This window comes from Pseudomonas sp. 7SR1, assembly GCF_900156465.1.
Taxonomy (GTDB): Bacteria; Pseudomonadota; Gammaproteobacteria; order Pseudomonadales; family Pseudomonadaceae; genus Aquipseudomonas.
Genome location: NZ_LT707064.1, coordinates 1,079,666 through 1,099,577, shown reverse-complemented (window position 1 = coordinate 1,099,577; position 19,912 = coordinate 1,079,666). Strand labels below are relative to the sequence as shown.

14 protein-coding genes are annotated in these 19,912 nt (G+C 62.8%); 13 read left to right on the top strand and 1 reads right to left on the bottom strand.

Annotated elements, in window-relative coordinates:
- Positions 1–10: 10 nt before the first annotated feature.
- From rpmE to BW992_RS05010, 3 genes are all read left to right on the top strand, one after another.
- Positions 11–232, top strand: coding sequence for a 50S ribosomal protein L31 (gene rpmE / locus BW992_RS05020; protein WP_072397977.1), 222 nt, complete (start codon positions 11–13; stop codon positions 230–232).
- Positions 233–273: 41 nt separating this feature from the next.
- Entirely contained in the window at positions 274–1,059 is a 786-nt protein-coding gene (locus BW992_RS05015; protein WP_072459091.1) for a thermonuclease family protein, read from the top strand.
- A 180-nt stretch (positions 1,060–1,239) separates the two neighbouring features.
- Complete coding sequence (locus tag BW992_RS05010) at positions 1,240–2,508, top strand: malic enzyme-like NAD(P)-binding protein (protein ID WP_072397979.1); 1,269 nt, start codon at positions 1,240–1,242, stop codon at positions 2,506–2,508.
- Positions 2,509–2,655: 147 nt separating this feature from the next.
- On the opposite strand, the gene BW992_RS05005 is transcribed toward BW992_RS05010, so the two are convergent.
- Positions 2,656–5,100, bottom strand: coding sequence for a penicillin-binding protein 1A (locus tag BW992_RS05005; protein ID WP_168199566.1), 2,445 nt, complete (start codon positions 5,098–5,100; stop codon positions 2,656–2,658).
- A 206-nt stretch (positions 5,101–5,306) separates the two neighbouring features.
- On the opposite strand from BW992_RS05005, the gene BW992_RS05000 reads away from it, so the two are divergent.
- From BW992_RS05000 to BW992_RS04950, 10 genes are all read left to right on the top strand, one after another.
- Entirely contained in the window at positions 5,307–6,371 is a 1,065-nt protein-coding gene (locus BW992_RS05000; RefSeq protein ID WP_072397981.1) for a pilus assembly protein PilM, read from the top strand.
- Complete coding sequence (locus BW992_RS04995) at positions 6,371–6,937, top strand: PilN domain-containing protein (RefSeq protein WP_072397982.1); 567 nt, start codon at positions 6,371–6,373, stop codon at positions 6,935–6,937. Before BW992_RS05000 ends, BW992_RS04995 begins: the two co-directional genes overlap by 1 nt.
- Positions 6,934–7,557 carry a type 4a pilus biogenesis protein PilO gene (pilO, locus tag BW992_RS04990; RefSeq protein ID WP_072397983.1) on the top strand — a complete coding sequence of 208 codons (624 nt, stop codon included), beginning with the start codon at positions 6,934–6,936 and terminating at the stop codon, positions 7,555–7,557. Before BW992_RS04995 ends, pilO begins: the two co-directional genes overlap by 4 nt.
- On the top strand, positions 7,554–8,099 hold the full coding sequence (locus tag BW992_RS04985) for a pilus assembly protein PilP (RefSeq protein WP_076405708.1): 546 nt from the start codon (positions 7,554–7,556) through the stop codon (positions 8,097–8,099). The genes pilO and BW992_RS04985 overlap by 4 nt, the downstream gene beginning before the upstream one ends.
- A complete protein-coding gene (gene pilQ, locus BW992_RS04980; RefSeq protein ID WP_072397985.1) occupies positions 8,096–10,168 on the top strand; it encodes a type IV pilus secretin PilQ in 2,073 nt (690 codons plus the stop codon). Before BW992_RS04985 ends, pilQ begins: the two co-directional genes overlap by 4 nt.
- A 4-nt stretch (positions 10,169–10,172) precedes the next feature.
- Positions 10,173–10,691, top strand: coding sequence for a shikimate kinase AroK (aroK, locus tag BW992_RS04975; RefSeq protein WP_072397986.1), 519 nt, complete (start codon positions 10,173–10,175; stop codon positions 10,689–10,691).
- Positions 10,692–10,869: 178 nt separating this feature from the next.
- Positions 10,870–11,970 carry a 3-dehydroquinate synthase gene (aroB, locus tag BW992_RS04970; protein WP_072459090.1) on the top strand — a complete coding sequence of 367 codons (1,101 nt, stop codon included), beginning with the start codon at positions 10,870–10,872 and terminating at the stop codon, positions 11,968–11,970.
- A gap of 10 nt (positions 11,971–11,980) precedes the next feature.
- Complete coding sequence (locus tag BW992_RS04965; RefSeq protein WP_072397988.1) at positions 11,981–13,570, top strand: AAA family ATPase; 1,590 nt, start codon at positions 11,981–11,983, stop codon at positions 13,568–13,570.
- A 350-nt stretch (positions 13,571–13,920) separates the two neighbouring features.
- On the top strand, positions 13,921–18,369 hold the full coding sequence (gene gltB, locus BW992_RS04955; RefSeq protein WP_076405706.1) for a glutamate synthase large subunit: 4,449 nt from the start codon (positions 13,921–13,923) through the stop codon (positions 18,367–18,369).
- Between the two features lie 33 nt (positions 18,370–18,402).
- Entirely contained in the window at positions 18,403–19,821 is a 1,419-nt protein-coding gene (locus BW992_RS04950; protein WP_047225960.1) for an FAD-dependent oxidoreductase, read from the top strand.
- The last annotated feature ends 91 nt before the right edge of the window (positions 19,822–19,912 follow it).

Genomic DNA, 19,912 nt, shown 5'->3' with positions numbered 1-19,912 from the left:
GGGAAACACCATGAAGACCGATATCCATCCAGAATACCCAGTGGTTGCCGTAACCTGCAGCTGCGGCAACAAGTTCGAAACCCGTTCGACCTACGGCAAAGCCCTGGCGATCGACGTTTGCAACGAATGCCACCCGTTCTACACCGGTAAGCAAAAGACTCTGGATACCGGTGGTCGCGTTCAGAAGTTCGCCGATCGTTTCGGTGCTTTCGGCGCTACCAAAAAGGCCTGAGGCTGATCATTTTGGAGGCTCGTTCCGGCGGCTCCAGATTGATGAAAAAGGCGTCCCTTGTGGGCGCCTTTTTTGTGTCCGCGATTTGGCTGGGCGGGGCCGAGGCCTTCTGTCCGGCCCCGGCAGGGCTGGCCCGGGTGAAGGTGCAGCGGGTGGTGGATGGCGACACCCTGCGCCTGGCGGATGGCCGAAGCGTGCGCATGATCGGTCTCAACAGCCCGGAACTGGGGCGGCAGGGACGATCCGACGAGCCTTTTGCCGTTGCGGCCCGTCGGCGTCTCGAAGCGCTGGTGGCGGCCAGCGACGGGCAGGTGGGGTTGCTTCCTGGCCAGCAGGGTCGCGATCGCTATGGGCGAACCCTGGCTCATGTCTATGACGCTGACGGCCGTAACCTCGAAGCGCAACTGCTCGCCGAGGGGTTGGGGTTTCATGTGGCGGTGGCACCGAATACCGGCTTGGCGGATTGCCAGGGTGCCGCCGAACGCCAGGCTCGCGAGGCGCGTCTTGGGCTATGGAAACAGTCACCCGTGCTCAAGACGCAACAGATCCAGGCTCCCGGCTTCGCCGTGCTCAGCGGCCGCGTGAACACGATCAGGCGCAATCGTGGCGGAATCTGGCTGCAAATGGAGGGGGCGGTTGTATTGCGTGTCGCTCCCGATGTGGCGAACCGTTTCGATATGGCTTCGCTTGAGCGCCTCCAGGGCCGGCAGGTCGAGGCGCGTGGCTGGGTGGTGGATCGATCGCGGCGCGCAGCCCTGGAACCGGGACGGGAGCGCTGGTTGCTGCCATTGACCGATCCGGCCATGTTGACCGCCCTGCCTCGATAAAAATTGTAGACATTTTTAATGTGTATTGTATGCATCAAGCCCTTGTGTTTCGCGGCTCTAGGCCCAAAGTCGTAGGGCAGGGCGCTTGACAGCGGTGACTGGTCAGTCTTGTAGGGACTTTGCGAGGGGCGTATCCTCGGCGGTCCGTCTGTCCAACACAGTAAAAAGCGGAATGCCCACATGTCTGATCTGAAAACTGCCGCTCTCGAATATCACGCTAATCCTCGTCCAGGAAAGCTGAGTGTCGAGCTCACCAAGGCCACCGCTACTGCCCGCGATCTGTCGCTGGCCTACAGCCCCGGCGTAGCCGAACCAGTACGCGAAATCGCTCGCGACCCTGAGCTGGCCTACAAGTACACCGGCAAGGGCAACCTGGTTGCAGTCATTTCCGATGGCACCGCGATTCTCGGCCTGGGTGACCTGGGCCCACTGGCTTCCAAGCCGGTCATGGAAGGCAAGGGTGTCCTGTTCAAGCGCTTCGCCGGTATCGACGTGTTCGACATCGAAGTCGATTCCGAAAGCCCGCAGGCCTTCATCGACACCGTCAAGCGTATCTCCATCACCTTCGGTGGCATCAACCTGGAAGACATCAAGGCACCCGAGTGCTTCGAGATCGAGCGCGCCCTGATCGAACAGTGCGATATCCCGGTGTTCCACGATGACCAGCACGGTACCGCCATCGTGACTGCGGCCGGCATGATCAACGCCCTGGAAATCGCCGGCAAGACCCTGCCGGAAGCCAAGATCGTCTGCCTGGGCGCCGGTGCCGCGGCCATCTCCTGCATGAAGTTGCTGGTGAGCATGGGCGCCCGGATCGAGAACATCTTCATGGTCGACCGTACCGGCGTGATCCACTCCGGCCGTACCGACCTGAACCAGTACAAGGCGGTCTTCGCCCACGCCACCGACAAGCGCACCCTGGCTGAAGCGCTGGACGGCGCCGACGTTTTCGTCGGCCTCTCGGGTCCGAACCTGTTGAGCCCGGAAAACCTGCTGCGCATGGCGCCGAACCCGATCGTGTTCGCCTGCTCGAACCCGGACCCGGAAATCTCCCCGGAACTGGCTCACGCCACCCGTAGCGACGTGATCATGGCCACCGGCCGTTCGGATTACCCGAACCAGGTCAACAACGTACTGGGCTTCCCGTTCATCTTCCGCGGCGCCCTGGACGTACGCGCCAAGCGCATCAACGAAGAAATGAAAGTCGCGGCCGCCAACGCCCTGCGCGAACTGGCCAAGCTGCCGGTGCCTCAGGAAGTGTGCGACGCCTACGGCGGCATCAAGCTGGAATTCGGTCGTGAGTACATCATTCCGAAACCTATGGACGCTCGCCTGATCACCCTGATCTCCGACGCTGTGGCCAAGGCCGCGATCGAGACCGGCGTGGCCACCCTGCCGTACCCGAAGAACTACCCGCTCAAGAGCGTGGATGACGTGTTCAACGGTTAAAAGCAGCCGCCCATAAAAAAACCTGGCCTCGGCCAGGTTTTTTTATGGGCTTCGAGCGGCAAGCTTCAAGCTGCATTAGAAGCGAAGCCTACCGCGCTTGCTTTGGCTTTACTTGAAGCTTGCGGCTTGAAGCTCGCCGCTGCTTCCCTAGAACAAATCGATCGGTGCCGCTTCGTCCGCCGGCAGCGGGCTGCCTGGCGCTACACCGTTGCCCAGCTCGTTGACCGACGGCGGGGTGTCTTCACTCTTGAACAGCTCGAAATACGCCCCTGGGGTACCTGGCGTCGCGGCGCGGCCGCTGACCGGATCGACCCGCAGGCTCAGGATGCCTTCCGGTTCCGGCTGGGTGTGAGGCGGTTTGTCCTTGAGGGCGGCGCCCATGTAGGTCATCCAGATGGGCAGCGCCACGGTGCCGCCGAACTCGCGGCGGCCGAGGCTCTCAGGCTGGTCGAAGCCGGTCCAGACGGTGGTGACGTAATCGCCGTTGTAGCCCGAGAACCAGGCGTCCTTGGATTCGTTGGTGGTGCCGGTCTTGCCCGCCAGGTCGGTTCGACCCAGCGCCAGGGCGCGCCGGCCGGTGCCGAGCTTGATCACGTCCTGCAGCATGCTATTGAGGATGTAGGTGGTCCGGCCGTCGATGATGCGCTCGGCAATGACCGGGGCCTGCGGTACCGCCGGGGCAGTCGTGGCTTCGCCTGGGGGCGCGTTCACCGTGAACGTTTCGGCGGCGGGTGCTGCGACGCCATCGCTGGCCTGCTCGCCCGTCGGCACCCGTGGCGGATTGGCGACGAACAGCGTCTCGCCGTTGCGGCTTTCGATCCTGTCGATGATGTACGGGGTGATCTTGTAGCCGCCGTTGGCGAACGTGCTCCAGCCCGTGGCGATTTCCATTGGCGTCAGGGTCGCGGTGCCCAGGGCCAGGGAGAGGTTGCGAGGCAGGTCCTGCTTGTTGAAGCCGAACTTGCTGATGTAGTCGATGGTGCGGTCGACGCCCAGGGCCTGAAGCAGGCGGATCGACACCAGGTTGCGGGACTTGTACAGCGCTTCGCGCAGACGGATCGGGCCGAGGAAGGTGTTGGTGTCATTCTTCGGCCGCCAGACCTTGTCCAGGTACTCGTCGACGAACACGATGGGCGCATCGTTCACCAGGCTGGCGGCGGTGTAGCCATTGTCCAGGGCGGCGCTGTAGACGAACGGCTTGAAGCTCGAGCCGGGCTGGCGTTTGGCCTGCAACGCCCGGTTGTAATTGCTTTGCTCGAAGGCGAAGCCACCCACTAGCGAGCGAATGGCGCCGTCCTGCGGGTCGAGGGACACCAGGGCACCCTGGGCCGCCGGAATCTGGCTGAACTTCAAGGAATTGTCCGGTTGACGCTGCACCCGGATCAGGTCGCCGACCTGGGCGACGTCCGACGGCTGCCGGGGGGCTGCGCCCATGCTGTTGGTATTGAGGAAAGGACGCGCCCATTTCATGGTGTCCCAGCTCACATGTTCTTCCAGCTCGCCGTTACGCGTCAGGACCTTGATGCCGTCCTTGTCCACCTGGGTGACGATGGCCGGCTCCAGGCTGCTGATGGTGCGCTGCTTGGTCAGTTCCAGGGCCCAGGCTTCCTTGGTCTTGCCTGGCAGGCGCGATTCAGGCCCGCGGTAGCCGTGGCGCTGGTCATAGGTCATCAGGCCTTCGTGCAGCGCGGTGTTGGCCATTTCCTGCAGGTTGCTCGGTACCGTGGTGGTCACGCGGAAACCTTCGGTGTAGGCATCGCTGCCGTAGCGGCCGACCATTTCGGCCCGGGCCATCTCGGCGATATACGGGGCGTTCACTTCCGGGGTCGGCACGTGATAGCTGGCGTTCAAGGGCTCGTTGATCGCGGCGGTGTACTCGGCTTCGCTGATCTTGCCCAACTTGTACATGCGTCCCAGGATCCAGTCGCGGCGCTCCTTGCTGCGCGCCGGGTTGGCCAGGGGGTTGAAGCGCGACGGGGCCTTGGGCAGGCCGGCGATCATCGCCATCTGTGCCAGGCTGACCTCGCGGATCGACTTGCCGTAGTACACCTGGGCCGCCGCCTCGATGCCATAGGCGCGGTTACCCAGGTAGATCTTGTTCACATACAGCTCGAGGATCTCGTCCTTGGTCAGCTGCCGCTCGATCTGCAGGGCCAGGAGAATCTCGGTGGTCTTGCGCGAGAAGCTGCGCTCGCTGGTCAGGAAGAAGTTCTTGGCCACCTGCATGGTGATGGTGCTGCCGCCGGACTGGATATGCCCGCTCTTGATCAACTGGCTCGCGGCTCGCATCAGGCTGCCGGGATCGACGCCGTAGTGGTTGGCGAAGTTGTCGTCTTCAGCACTCAGTAACGCATTGATGAAATTGGGGGGAATGTCGGCGAAACGGATCGGCGTGCGGCGCATTTCGCCAAATTCGGCGATCAGCTTGTTGTCGCTGCTGTAGACCCGCAGGGGAATCTGCAACTGAATGCTTCTCAGCGCCTCCACGGATGGCAATCCCGGACTAAGGTAAAGAAACGCACCGCTCAGACCCAGGAGCAGTCCGCAGAAAACGGCGACGATGGACCATCCGAAAAATTTCAGCAGACGAATCAAGGCTTTTGGATATCCAGGCAAAGAATGAAAAGGCGTCAGGTGCAGGGAAGGACCCATGCGAGCAACAAAGCGAAAAAAACGCTGCGCATTATAAGCATTTTTTCGCGGTGCAAACGCCATCCGGACATCCGTCGGACCGGCGTGATTGAACGCAATGCGTATTAGAGAGTCCGTAACTCACGGATAGTCATAGGGAATTGGTAGTGCTACGACTCTTCAATAAAAAAGCCCATGCGCTTCTGGGGATAGATATCAGCTCCACGTCGGTGAAGCTGCTCGAGTTGAGTCGCCAGGGCGACCGGTACCGTGTCGAGTCCTACGCGGTCGAACCGCTTCCGGCCAACGCCGTGGTCGAGAAGAACATCGCCGAGCTCGAAGGGGTGGGCCAGGCGCTGTCGCGGGTAGTGGCCAAGGCCAGGACACCCTTGCGCAATGTCGCCGTGGCCGTGGCGGGGTCCGCCGTGATCACCAAGACCATCGAGATGGACGCCGGGCTGTCCGACGACGACATGGAGAACCAGCTCAAGATCGAGGCGGACCAGTACATTCCCTATCCCTTGGATGAGGTGGCCATCGATTTCGAAGTCCTGGGCGTCTCGCCGCGCAGCGCCGAGCGGGTCGAAGTGCTGCTGGCCGCCTGTCGCAAGGAGAACGTCGAGGTCCGCGAGGCCGCCCTGGCGCTGGCCGGGCTGACGGCGCGGGTAGTGGATGTCGAGGCCTACGCCCTGGAGCGCGCCTTCGGCCTGCTGGCCACGCAACTGGCCGCGTCCCAGGAACGGCTCACGGTAGCGGTGATCGACATCGGCGCCACCATGACCACCCTGAGCGTGCTGCACAACGGCCGCATCATCTATACCCGTGAGCAATTGTTCGGCGGTCGCCAGCTGACCGAGGAGATCCAGCGTCGCTACGGCCTGACGTTCGAGCAGGCCGGGCTGGCAAAGAAGCAGGGTGGCCTGCCGGACGACTATTCCGGCGAAGTGTTGCAGCCCTTTCGCGAAGCGTTGGTGCAGCAGGTGTCGCGCTCCCTGCAGTTTTTCTTCGCGTCGGGCCAGTACAGCGCGGTGGACCACATCCTGCTGGCCGGTGGCACGGCGTCGGTCACGGGGCTGGACCGGCTGATCGAACAGCGCCTGGGCACGCCGACCCAGGTGGCCAACCCGTTTACCAACATGGCCCTGGGCAGCCGGGTCAATGCCGGTGCCCTGGCCAGTGATGCGCCGGCACTGATGATTGCCTGCGGGCTGGCCCTCAGGAGCTTCGACTGATGGCGCGGATCAACCTGCTTCCCTGGCGCGAAGAGCTTCGCGAAGAGCGCCGCAAACGCTTTCTGCTGGCCTTGACCGGAGCGCTCGTCGGCGCGGTAGGCGTGATACTGATTGCGGTCCAGTACCTCAACAGCGCCATCGATTACCAGCTGGCCCGTAACAATCACCTCTCGCAGCAGATCGCGGAACTGGATGAGCGCATCAAGCAGATCAGCGAGCTGAAAGCCCGTCGCCAGCAGTTGCTGGAGCGCATGCGCATCATCCAGGACTTGCAGGGCAACCGGCCGGTCAGCGGGCGCATCTTCGACCAGTTGGTGCGCACCTTGCCCGACGGGGTGTATTTCACCGAAGTGACGATGGAAGACCACACGCTGTCCATCAAGGGGGCCGCCGAGTCGAACAACCGGGTCTCGGACCTGATGCGCAACCTGGACTCATCGGACCTGTTCGATGCTCCCAGCCTGACGGAGGTCAAGGCCACCACGGCCGGCCAGCTCGACCAGGCCAATGTGTTCCAGTTGACGGTACGCCAGACCCGTCCGGCTGACATCGAGGAGGCCCAATGAGACCGGCGGAGTGGTTCGACGCGCTGCGCAAGATCGATATCAGCGACCTGGACACCAATAACCTGGGCTCCTGGCCCATGCCGGTCAAATGGCTGGCCGGTGTCCTGCTGGTGATCCTGGTCCTGGGCCTGGGCTACAACTTTGCCCTCAGCGACCTGGAGGATCAGCTGCAGCAGGTGCGCGGGGAGGAAAGTACCCTCAAGGCGCAGTTCGCGGGCAAGGCCCACATGGCCGCGAACCTGGAGCGCTACACCGAACAGATGAAGCAGATGGAGGAGTCCTTCGGCGTGTTGTTGCGCCAATTGCCCAGCGACACCGAGGTCCCCGGACTGCTGGAGGACATCACCCGAACCGGCCTGGGCAGTGGCCTGGAGTTCGAGGAGATCAAGCTGCTCCCCGAAGCCACCCAGCCGTTCTACATCGAACTGCCGATCCAGATCACTGTGACCGGCGGCTACCATGACCTGGCGACCTTCGTCAGCGGTGTCGCCGGGTTGCCCCGCATCGTCACGCTGCACGATTTCGAGATTGCCCCCCTGGAGCCCAACGGCGGATCGAAGCTGCGCATGAGCATCCAGGCCAAGACCTATCGCTACAACGAGCAGGAGGAGCAGCCATGAGGTCGTTTCGCTGCGCCGGCCTGCTGGCGGGCCTGGTCGTGCTGGCGGGCTGCAACGGCGGCGATGGCTTCGACGACCTGGACGCCTATATGAACGAGGTCCGCTTGCGCCCGCCCGGCAAGATCGAGCCGATGCCGGTATTCAGGCCCTATGAGACCTTTACCTACAGCGCCGCCAACCTGCGCAGTCCGTTTTCCCGGCAGGTCCCGGTGGACCAGGCCAGTCGGCAGCAGGGCTCGCGCAATGTGCGGCCCGACCCCAACCGGACCAAGCAATACCTGGAAGGCTTCAATATCGAACAGTTCGAAATGGTCGGCACGATTGCCAATGCCAGTGGTTCCTTCGCGCTGCTGCGTGGCGCGGGCGGGGTGCATCGGCTCAAGGTCGGTGACTACCTTGGACGCAACGACGGGCGGATCGTCGCCATCAGTGCCACTCAGGTCGATGTGGTGGAAATCGTACCTGACGGCGAGGGGACGTGGCTGGAGCGACCACGGACCATTCCTTTGAAAGAGCACTCATTAGTGGAATCCCAACAATGAACAGGATTTTGACAGCCCTCGGTATTTCGCTATGGATAGCGCTGATGTCGCCGATGGCCCATGCGGCCAGCCTCAAGGCCCTGGATGTCGCGGCGTTGCCGGGAGACCGAGTCGAGTTGAAGCTGTCCTTCGACGGGCCGCCACCGACGCCTCGCGGCTATACCACCGAGCAGCCGGCCCGGATTGCCCTGGACTTGCCCGGGGTCACCAGCCAGCTGGCCCGCAAGACCCATGACCTGGGGGGCGGCAATGCGCGCAGCGCCACCGTGGTCGAGGCGGGGGATCGTACGCGGCTGATCATCGGCCTCACCCAGCTGGCGCCGTATGACGCCCGGGTCGAGGGCAACAGCCTGTTCGTGGTGATCGGCAAGGGCGCGACCCCCAGGACCACGGCCCAGGCGTCGTCCCTCGGTGCCGCCAGTCCTGCGCCGGCGAGGGCCAGGGCGCCGACGGGCAGGGCCATTCGCGGCGTGGATTTCCAGCGAGGAACCCAGGGCGAGGGCAATGTCGTGATCGATCTGTCGGACCCTTCCATCGCTCCGGACATCCAGGAGCGCGAAGGCAAGATCATCCTCACCTTTGCCAGGACCCAACTGCCGGAACCGCTGCGGGTGCGCCTGGACGTCAAGGACTTCGCCACCCCGGTGCAGTTCGTCAATGCCAGCGCCGGCTCGGACCAGGCCACCGTCAGTATCGAGCCCGGTGGTACCTTCGATTACTCCACCTACCAGACCGATAACCGGCTGACCGTCAGCGTCCGGCCCATGACCGTCGAAGACCTGCAGAAACGCAATAGCGATCGGGCCGCCTACAGTGGCGAGAAGCTGTCCCTCAACTTCCAGGACATCGAAGTGCGTTCGGTCCTGCAGTTGATCGCCGATTTCACCAACCTGAACCTGGTGGCCAGCGACACGGTGCAGGGCGCAATTACCCTGCGCTTGCAGAATGTGCCGTGGGACCAGGCCCTGGACCTGGTGCTCAAGACCAAGGGGCTGGACAAGCGCAAGGTCGGTAACGTGTTGCTGGTGGCTCCGGCCGATGAAATCGCCGCGCGCGAGCGCCAGGAGCTGGAGTCCCAGAAGCAGATCGCCGACCTGGCGCCATTGCGGCGTGAACTGCTGCAGGTCAACTACGCCAAGGCGGCGGACATCGCCAAGCTGTTCCAGTCGGTGACCAGCGCCGAGGCCAAGGCCGATGAGCGCGGCACCATCACGGTCGATGAGCGAACCAACAACATCATCGCCTACCAGACCCAGGACCGGCTCGATGAACTGCGACGGATCGTCGCCCAGCTGGATATCCCGGTGCGCCAGGTGATGATCGAGGCACGTATCGTCGAGGCCAACGTCGATTACGACAAGAGCCTGGGGGTGCGCTGGGGTGGTTCGATACAGAACAAGGGTAACTGGAACGCTTCCGGGGTCAGCACCGGGGACTCCACCACCATCGGCACACCGGGCAGCACCAGCACCAACCAGCCGTTCGTGGACATGGGCGCGTCGGGCAACACATCGGGAATCGGCATCGCGTTCATCACCGACAATGTCCTGCTGGACCTGGAACTGACCGCCATGGAGAAGACCGGAAACGGGGAAATCGTCTCCCAGCCCAAGGTGGTGACCTCCGACAAGGAGACGGCGAAAATCCTCAAGGGCACGGAAATCCCTTACCAGGAAGCCAGTTCCAGCGGGGCGACCTCGGTGTCCTTCAAGGAGGCCTCGCTGTCGCTGGAGGTGACGCCGCAGATCACCCCGGACAATCGCATCATCATGGAGGTCAAGGTCACCAAGGACGAGCCGGATTACCTGAACAAGGTGCAGGAAGTACCGCCCATCAAGAAAAACGAGGTCAATGCCAAGGTGCTGGTCAACGATGGCGAGACCATTGTGATTGGCGGCGTTTTCTCAAATACTCAGAGCAAGGTCGTAGATAAGGTGCCATTTCTTGGCGATGTGCCGTATCTTGGCCGCCTTTTCCGGCGTGATGTGGTTTCGGAGAAAAAATCCGAGCTGCTGGTATTCCTCACTCCGCGTATCATGAACAACCAGGCGATTGCTGTGAGTCGTTGATTCTGTGCGAAATTTGATTCTTGTTGGGCCGATGGGGGCTGGAAAAAGCACCATCGGCCGTTTGCTGGCCAAAGAGCTGCGCCTGCCGTTCAAAGATTCCGACAAGGAAATTGAATTGCGCACGGGTGCCAATATCCCATGGATCTTCGACAAGGAAGGCGAACCCGGCTTTCGTGATCGCGAGCAGGCGATGATCGCCGAGCTCTGCGCATTCGATGGCGTGGTGCTGGCCACCGGTGGCGGCGCAGTGATGCGCGAGGCCAATCGACAGGCGCTGCACGCTGGCGGACGAGTGGTCTATCTGCATGCTTCCGTGGAGCAGCAGGTCGGTCGTACCGCCCGGGATCGCAACCGTCCATTGTTGCGCACTGCCGATCCGGCCAAGACCCTGCGGGACTTGCTGGAGTTGCGCGATCCGCTGTATCGCGAGATCGCCGATCTGGTGGTGGAAACCGACGAGCGGCCACCACGAATGGTGGTGCTGGACATTCTCGAACGTCTGCAGCAATTGCCTCCCCGTTAATGCGCCTGGCGAAATGCGCTATCCTCGACGTCCCGTCATGGCCCGCCTGGGGCGCGGCGGATGACCATCCCGTGGTGTCATGGCCAGCACCGGGACCTGTAGCGGGGGATTTAACCCCGTTGGGCACTTTTGTTAATCGCAGGCAGGACGCCTGATTCCATCTTCACTGTGGGGACACATGCAGACACTTAAGGTCGACCTGGGCGAGCGCAGCTACCCGATCCATATTGGCGAAGGCTTGCTGGACCAGCCCGAACTGCTGGCGCCGCACATCGCAGGGCGGCAAGTGGCGATCATTTCCAATGAAACCGTCGCGCCTCTGTATCTGGAGCGTCTGACCCGCAGCCTGTCGGCTTTTTCGGTCATTTCCGTGGTGTTGCCCGACGGCGAAGCCTTCAAGAACTGGGAAACCCTGCAACTCATTTTCGACGGCCTGCTGACCGCACGGCATGACCGCCGTACCACGGTGGTTGCCCTGGGCGGTGGCGTAATCGGCGACATGGCCGGTTTTGCCGCCGCTTGTTACCAGCGCGGCGTCGACTTCATCCAGATCCCCACCACGCTGTTGTCGCAGGTCGACTCGTCGGTGGGTGGCAAGACCGGGATCAACCATCCCCTGGGCAAGAACATGGTCGGTGCGTTCTATCAGCCCAACGTGGTGCTGATCGATACCGCTACCCTCAAGACCCTGCCGGCTCGCGAGCTGTCCGCCGGGCTGGCGGAGGTCATCAAATACGGGTTGATCTGCGACGAGCCGTTCTTGGGCTGGCTCGAGGAGAATGTCGACCGCTTGCGGGCCCTGGACCAGGCCGCCCTGACCTACGCCATCGAGCGCTCCTGCGCCGCCAAGGCCGCCGTGGTAGGCGCCGATGAGCGGGAGTCGGGTGTGCGCGCCACGCTCAATCTGGGCCACACTTTTGGTCACGCCATCGAGACCCATATGGGCTATGGTGTCTGGCTGCATGGCGAGGCGGTCGCGGCCGGCACGGTCATGGCCCTGGAAATGTCCGCGCGCCTGGGCTGGATCAGCCAGGAGGAGCGTGATCGTGGCATTCGCCTGTTCCAGCGGGCCGGGCTGCCGGTGGTGCCGCCGGAGGAAATGACCGAGGCCGATTTCCTCGAACACATGGCTATCGACAAGAAAGTGATCGACGGTCGCCTGCGCCTGGTGCTGCTGCGCCGCATGGGCGAAGCGGTAGTGACCGACGATTATCCGAAAGAGGTTCTACAGGCCACGCTGGGAGCGGATTATCGCGCCCTGGCTCAGCTTAAAGGTTAATAAGATTCCGATGACTAGTTTGCATGCCGACGAGGCTTTCCTCGGCCATTTCCAGTTGAGTCACGACCCTTTCGCTCCTCGGGTCCCCGGCTTCAAGTTCTTCCCGGCCCAGCGCAAGCCGGTGCTTGGGCAATTGCATCACCTGGCGCGCTACAGCCAGTTGCTGCTGGTGGTCACCGGTCCCCAGGGCAGCGGCAAGACTCTGCTGCGCCAGGCCCTGGTGGCCAGCACCAACAAGCAGTCGGTGCAAAGCGTGGTGGTCTCGGCCCGTGGTGCCGGCGACGCAGCGGGTGTGTTGCGCCAGGTGGCCCAGGCGCTGAATGTCGCCCAGGCTGAAATCGGCGCGATTCTCGAGCAGATCGTTCAGCTGGCGTTGACCGGTCAGGAGGTCTACCTGCTGGTGGATGACGCCGAGCAGCTCGACGAATCGGCCCTCGAAGTGCTGCTGGAACTGGCTGCCGGTGCGCCGGAAGGTCGTCCTCATGTGTTCCTCTTCGGCGAGTCGTCGCTGATTGCCGGTCTGGAGCAGTTGCAGCTCGAGGAAGAGCGGTTCCACATCATCGAGCTGGCGCCCTACACCGAGGAAGAAACCCGCGAATACCTGGCCCAGCGTCTTGAAGGAGCCGGCCGGGGTATCGAACTTTTCACCGCCGATCAGATCTCTGAGATTCACGAAAGCTCCGACGGCTGGCCTGGCAACATCAATCAGGTCGCCCGCGATGCCTTGATCGAAATCATGATTGCCAGCCGCTCAGCGGTGAAGCGTCCAAGTATGGGGTTCAACATGCCGAAGAAGCACGTATTGGCGATTTCCGCCGTGGTCGTGGTCGCCATTGCCGCCGCGTGGCTGATGCCGGGTCGCAACAAGGCGCCCTCCACGGGCACACCGGCAAACGAACAGGCGCAACTGCCCCTTGGCCAGGGCACGCCGCAACCCAACGGCGGCGCGCCAGCGGTGGAGTTCGCCGGCAATACCCAGCCGATGCCGCTGCCGTTGGTCGGCCAGTCGCAACCGGTCATGCGCGGTCCCCTGGCCGAAGCGGCCGGCGGTATCACCGAGGGTGATGACGGCTCGGCGCCTCCGATCGACGACAGCAGCGATACGCCGCCAACCGTGACCACCACGGCGCCGCCCGTCGGCGTGCCGGCAGGTCCGGCACCAACCCCGACACCGGCGCCGGCTCCAGCCGCCAAGCCGACGCCTGCCCCAGCCCAGGTCGCTACCGCCAAGCCCGCGCCGACGCCAGCACCGGTGGCCAAGCCGGCACCTGCGCCGGCCGCCAAGCCTGCCACTACCACGGCCAAGGCCGCGGGTGGCAGCTGGTACGCCGGCCAGGCACCAGGCAACTACGTGGTGCAGATCCTCGGCACCAGCTCCGAGGCGGCCGCCCAGAACTTCGTCAAGGAGCAGGGCGGCGAGTATCGTTATTTCAAGAAGGTGCTCAACGGCAAGCCGCTGTATGTCATCACCTACGGCAGCTTTGCCAGCCGCGATGCGGCCGTTTCCGCCATCAAGGCCTTGCCAGCGAAGGTTCAGGCTGGTAAACCTTGGCCTCGCACTGTCGCCAGCGTCCAACAGGAACTGGCTGCAACTCGCTGAAGATTCGGCGGCCTTACCCAGGCCGCCTCTCCCGGCAACCTCAACATTTCCGCAGGGGCGGGCGACCTTTCAGGCCGCGCGCCTTGCGGTGTCTGCGTCACAGTAGCGTTTGAGTCGTAGCGGTCGAACCCAAAAAAGTTTTGACTAGCACAGCATATAGCTTTAAACCTTTCACAAATGCGACATGGATTTGCGACAGTTCGTCGTCAAATTTGTGAGCGTCTGTGTCGGCATGTACAATGACCTCCCTTTTGCCCCCGCAAAGCCGGCGTACGTTCGGCGCGAAATGCAACTGGTTGAATTGAAAAGAAATTTGCCTCGGCAAGAGGCAGCCTGGTGAGAAAGTGTCTATGAAAGCAGGTCTGTACCAACCAGATGAATTCAAGGATAACTGCGGTTTTGGCCTGATAGCCCATATGCAGGGCGAGCCTAGCCATACCCTTTTGCAAACCGCCATTGAGGCCCTGACCTGCATGACCCACCGCGGTGGGATCAACGCCGACGGCAAGACCGGTGACGGTTGCGGCTTGCTGATCCAGAAGCCTGACGAGTTCCTGCGCGCCGTTGCCCAGGAAACGTTTGGCGTGACCCTGCCCAAGCAGTACGCGGTGGGCATGGTGTTCTTCAATCAGGACCCGGTGAAGGCGCAGGCCGCTCGCGAGAACATGAACCGCGAGATCCTGGCCGCTGGCCTGCAACTGGTTGGCTGGCGCAAAGTGCCGATCGACACCAGCGTCCTCGGCCGCCTGGCCCTGGAGCGCCTCCCGCTGATCGAACAGGTGTTCATCGCTGGTGAAGGCCTGAGCGACCAGGAAATGGCGATCAAGCTGTTCAGTTCCCGTCGTCGTTCGTCCGTGGCCAACGCTGCCGACACCGACCACTACATCTGCAGCTTCTCCAACAAGACCATCATTTATAAAGGCCTGATGATGCCGGCGGACCTCGCCGCGTTTTATCCGGACCTGAGCGACGAGCGCCTGAAAACCGCCATCTGCGTGTTTCACCAGCGCTACTCCACCAACACCTTGCCGAAATGGCCGCTGGCCCAGCCATTCCGCTTCCTCGCCCATAACGGCGAGATCAACACCATCACCGGCAACCGCAACTGGGCCCTGGCCCGTCGCACCAAGTTCGCCAACGACCTGATGCCGGACCTCGAAGAGCTTGGCCCGTTGGTCAACCGCGTGGGGTCGGACTCCTCGAGCATGGACAACATGCTGGAGCTGATGGTGACCGGTGGTATCGACCTGTTCCGTGGCGTACGCATGCTCGTGCCGCCGGCCTGGCAGAACGTCGAGACCATGGATCCGGACCTGCGTGCCTTCTACGAATACAACTCCATGCACATGGAGCCGTGGGACGGCCCGGCGGGGATCGTCATGACCGACGGTCGCTACGCCGTTTGCCTGCTGGATCGTAACGGTCTGCGTCCAGCGCGCTGGGTCACCACCACCAACGGTTTCATCACCCTGGCATCGGAAATCGGCGTCTGGAACTACCAGCCCGAGGACGTCATCGCCAAGGGCCGCGTGGGCCCGGGCCAGATCTTCGCCGTGGATGTCGAGACCGGCCAGATCCTCGACACCGACGCCATCGACAACCGTCTCAAGTCCCGTCATCCATACAAGCAATGGCTGCGCAAGAATGCCCTGCGCATCCAGGCGACCATGGAAGACAACGACCACGGCTCGGCTTTCTACGATGTCGACCAGCTCAAGCAGTACATGAAGATGTACCAGGTCACCTTCGAGGAGCGTGACCAGGTGCTGCGCCCACTGGGCGAGCAGGGCTACGAAGCGGTCGGTTCCATGGGCGACGACACGCCGATGGCGGTGCTGTCGCAACGCGTGCGCACGCCGTACGACTATTTCCGCCAGCAGTTCGCCCAGGTCACCAACCCGCCGATCGACCCGCTGCGTGAAGCGATCGTGATGTCCCTGGAAATCTGCCTGGGCGCCGAGCGCAATATCTTCCAGGAGTCCCCGGAGCACGCCTCACGGGTGATCCTCAGCTCGCCGGTCATTTCCCCGGCCAAGTGGCGCTCGCTGACCAACCTCGATCGCCCGGGCTTCCAGCGCCAGGTCATCGACCTGAACTACGACGAGAGCGTCGGCCTGGAAGCGGCCATCCGCAATGTCGCCGACCAGGCTGAAGAAGCCGTGCGCGCCGGTCGTACCCAGATCGTGCTCAGCGACAGGCACATCATGCCCGGCAAGCTGCCGATCCATGCTTCGCTGGCCACGGGTGCGGTGCACCATCGCCTGACCGAAAAAGGCTTGCGCTGCGATTCCAACATCCTCGTGGAAACCGCCACCGCCCGCGACCCGCATCACTTTGCGGTGCTCATCGGTTTCGGTGCCTCGGCGGTCTACCCGTTCCTGGCCTACGAAGTGCTGGGCGACCTGATTCGTACCGGTGAAGTGCTGGGCGACCTCTACGAGGTGTTCAAGAACTACCGCAAGGGCATCACCAAGGGCCTGCTCAAGATCCTGTCGAAGATGGGCATCTCCACCATTGCGTCCTACCGCGGTGCGCAACTGTTCGAGGCCATCGGCCTGTCCGAAGAAGTGTGCGAGTTGAGCTTCCGTGGCGTGCCGAGCCGCATCAAGGGTGCGCGTTTCGTCGACATCGAAGCCGAGCAGAAAGCCCTGGCCGCCGAAGCCTGGAGCCCGCGCAAGCCGATCCAGCAAGGTGGCCTGCTGAAGTTCGTCCACGGCGGCGAATACCATGCCTACAACCCGGATGTGGTCAATACCCTGCAGGCCGCCGTGCAGCAGGGCGACTACGCCAAGTTCAAGGAATACACGTCGCTGGTGGACAACCGTCCGGTGTCGATGATCCGTGACCTGCTCAAGGTCAAGACCCTCGACACGCCGCTGGACCTCAGCGAAGTGGAACCCCTGGAGTCGGTGCTCAAGCGCTTCGATTCCGCCGGTATTTCCCTCGGCGCCCTGTCCCCGGAAGCCCACGAAGCACTGGCCGAAGCCATGAACCGCCTCGGTGCGCGTTCCAACTCCGGTGAGGGCGGCGAAGATCCCGCGCGCTACGGCACCATCAAGAGCTCGAAAATCAAGCAGGTGGCCACCGGTCGTTTCGGTGTCACACCGGAATACCTGGTCAATGCCGAGGTACTGCAGATCAAGGTCGCCCAGGGCGCCAAGCCCGGTGAAGGCGGCCAGCTGCCTGGCGGCAAGGTCAACGGTCTGATCGCCAAGCTGCGTTATGCCGTGCCCGGCGTGACCCTCATCTCGCCGCCGCCGCATCACGACATCTACTCGATCGAAGACCTGTCGCAACTGATCTTCGACCTCAAGCAGGTGAACCCCAAGGCGCTGGTTTCGGTGAAACTGGTGGCGGAGGCCGGCGTCGGCACCATTGCCGCCGGTGTGGCCAAGGCCTATGCCGATCTGATCACCATCTCCGGCTATGACGGCGGCACCGGTGCGTCGCCGCTGACTTCGATCAAGTATGCCGGTGCGCCGTGGGAACTGGGCCTGGCCGAAACCCACCAGACCCTGCGCGGCAACGACTTGCGCGGCAAGGTCCGGGTGCAGACCGACGGTGGCCTGAAAACCGGCCTGGACGTGATCAAGGCCGCCATCCTCGGTGCCGAGAGCTTCGGCTTCGGTACCGCGCCGATGATCGCGCTGGGCTGCAAGTACCTGCGCATCTGCCACCTGAACAACTGCGCCACCGGCGTGGCGACCCAGAACGAGAAGCTGCGCAAGGACCACTACATCGGCACCGTCGACATGGTGGTGAACTTCTTCACCTACGTGGCCGAGGAAACCCGTGAGTGGCTGGCCAAGCTGGGCGTGCGCTCGCTCGAAGAGCTGATCGGCCGTACCGACCTGCTGGAAGTGCTCGAAGGCCAGACCGCCAAGCAGCATCATCTGGACCTGACCCCGTTGCTGGGCAGCGACCACATTCCGGCGGACAAGCCGCAGTTCTGCCAGGTGGACCGCAACCCGCCGTTCGACAAGGGCGAGCTGGCCGAGAAGATGGTCGACATGGCCACTTCGGCGATCAACGACCTGAGCGGCGCGGAGTTCGAACTGGACATCTGCAACTGCGATCGCTCCATCGGTGCGCGGATCTCCGGCGAGATCGCCCGCCGCCATGGCAACCAGGGCATGGCCCAGGCGCCGATCACATTCCGCTTCAAGGGCACCGCTGGCCAGAGCTTCGGCGTCTGGAACGCCGGCGGCCTGAACATGTACCTGGAAGGCGATGCCAACGACTACGTCGGCAAGGGTATGACCGGCGGCAAGCTGGTCATCGTTCCGCCCAAGGGCAGCGTCTATCGCACCCAGGACAGTGCCATCATCGGCAACACCTGCCTGTACGGCGCCACTGGCGGCAAGCTGTTCGCCGCCGGTACCGCGGGCGAGCGTTTCGCCGTGCGCAACTCCGGGGCCCACACCGTGGTGGAGGGGACCGGCGATCACTGCTGCGAATACATGACCGGTGGTTTCGTCTGTGTGCTGGGCAAGACCGGTTACAACTTTGGCTCTGGCATGACCGGCGGTTTCGCCTACGTGCTCGACCAGGACAACACCTTCGTTGACCGGGTCAACCACGAACTGGTGGAAATCCAGCGGATCAGCGGCGAGGCGATGGAAGCCTACCGCAGCCATCTGCAACGCGTGCTGGACGAGTATGTCGAGGAAACCCACAGCGAGTGGGGGCGTGAGCTCGCCGAGAACCTCGATGACTACGTCCGCCGTTTCTGGCTGGTCAAGCCCAAGGCTGCCAACCTGAAGTCGTTGCTTTCCAGCACCCGTGCCAACCCGCAGTGATATGCGCCTGAAGAGTTTGATGAGGTTTTAACAATGGCTGAACGTCTGAGTAACGACTTCCAGTTCATCGATGTCGGGCGCAAGGATCCGAAGAAGAAACTGTTGCGTCAACGCAAGAAAGAGTTCGTGGAAATCTACGAGCCCTTCAAACCCCAGCAGTCGGCCGACCAGGCCCACCGCTGCCTGGGGTGCGGTAACCCGTACTGCGAATGGAAGTGCCCGGTGCACAACTTCATTCCCAACTGGTTGAAGCTGGTGGCCGAGGGCAACATCCTCCAGGCCGCCGAACTGTCCCACCAGACCAACACCCTGCCGGAAGTCTGTGGCCGGGTGTGCCCGCAGGACCGCCTGTGTGAAGGTGCCTGCACCTTGAACGACGGTTTCGGCGCGGTGACCATCGGTTCGGTGGAGAAGTACATCACCGACACCGCGTTCGCCATGGGTTGGCGCCCGGACATGTCCAAGGTCAAGCCGACCGGCAAGCGGGTCGCCATCATCGGTGCCGGCCCGGCGGGCCTGGGCTGTGCCGACGTGCTGGTGCGAGGCGGCGTGACCCCGGTGGTATTCGACAAGAACCCGGAGATCGGTGGCCTGCTGACCTTTGGCATCCCCGAGTTCAAGCTGGAAAAGACCGTGCTGAGCAATCGTCGCGAAGTCTTCACCGGCATGGGTATCGAGTTCCGCCTGAACACCGAGGTGGGCAAGGACGTGACCATGGAGCAACTGCTCGAAGAATACGATGCCGTGTTCATGGGCATGGGCACCTACACCTACATGAAGGGTGGCTTTGCCGGCGAAGACCTGCCCGGCGTGTACGACGCCCTGGATTTCCTGATCGCCAACGTCAACCGCAACCTGGGCTTTGAAAAGTCGCCGGAAGATTTCGTCGACATGAAGGGCAAGAAGGTCGTGGTGCTCGGCGGTGGCGACACGGCGATGGACTGCAACCGGACTTCGATCCGCCAGGGCGCCAAGTCGGTGACCTGTGCCTATCGTCGTGACGAGGCCAACATGCCCGGCTCGCGCAAAGAGGTGAAGAACGCCAAGGAAGAAGGGGTGAAGTTCCTCTACAACCGCCAGCCGATCGCCATTGTCGGTGAAGACAAGGTCGAAGGCGTGAAGGTGGTCGAGACCCGTCTGGGCGAGCCAGACGCCCGTGGTCGTCGCAGTCCCGAGCCGATCCCGGGTTCCGAAGAGATCATCCCGGCCGACGCCGTGGTCATCGCCTTCGGTTTCCGTCCGAGCCCGGCGCCATGGTTCGAGCAGTTCAGCATCCAGACCGACAGCCAGGGCCGTGTGGTGGCTCCGGAGCAGGGCCAGTACAAGCACCAGACCAGCAACCCGAAGATCTTCGCCGGCGGCGATATGGTACGGGGCTCCGACCTGGTGGTGACGGCGATCTTCGAAGGCCGCAACGCGGCGGAAGGGATCCTGGATTACCTGGGGGTCTGATCACTTCCTAACGCTGGAGTGCGATCAGATGTGGGAGCGAGCTTGCTCGCGATAACGGTGGATCAGTCAACGAACATGTTGAATGTGATGC

Bases quoted from the DNA above. Each gene is read 5' to 3' on its own strand.
- rpmE (WP_072397977.1), top strand. From the start codon at position 11: ATGAAGACCGATATCCATCCAGAATACCCAGTGGTTGCCGTAACCTGC.
- BW992_RS05015 (WP_072459091.1), top strand. From the start codon at position 274: ATGAAAAAGGCGTCCCTTGTGGGCGCCTTTTTTGTGTCCGCGATTTGG.
- BW992_RS05010 (WP_072397979.1), top strand. From the start codon at position 1,240: ATGTCTGATCTGAAAACTGCCGCTCTCGAATATCACGCTAATCCTCGT.
- BW992_RS04995 (WP_072397982.1), top strand. From the start codon at position 6,371: ATGGCGCGGATCAACCTGCTTCCCTGGCGCGAAGAGCTTCGCGAAGAG.
- pilO (WP_072397983.1), top strand. From the start codon at position 6,934: ATGAGACCGGCGGAGTGGTTCGACGCGCTGCGCAAGATCGATATCAGC.
- BW992_RS04985 (WP_076405708.1), top strand. From the start codon at position 7,554: ATGAGGTCGTTTCGCTGCGCCGGCCTGCTGGCGGGCCTGGTCGTGCTG.
- pilQ (WP_072397985.1), top strand. From the start codon at position 8,096: ATGAACAGGATTTTGACAGCCCTCGGTATTTCGCTATGGATAGCGCTG.
- aroB (WP_072459090.1), top strand. From the start codon at position 10,870: ATGCAGACACTTAAGGTCGACCTGGGCGAGCGCAGCTACCCGATCCAT.
- BW992_RS04965 (WP_072397988.1), top strand. From the start codon at position 11,981: ATGACTAGTTTGCATGCCGACGAGGCTTTCCTCGGCCATTTCCAGTTG.
- gltB (WP_076405706.1), top strand. From the start codon at position 13,921: ATGAAAGCAGGTCTGTACCAACCAGATGAATTCAAGGATAACTGCGGT.
- BW992_RS04950 (WP_047225960.1), top strand. From the start codon at position 18,403: ATGGCTGAACGTCTGAGTAACGACTTCCAGTTCATCGATGTCGGGCGC.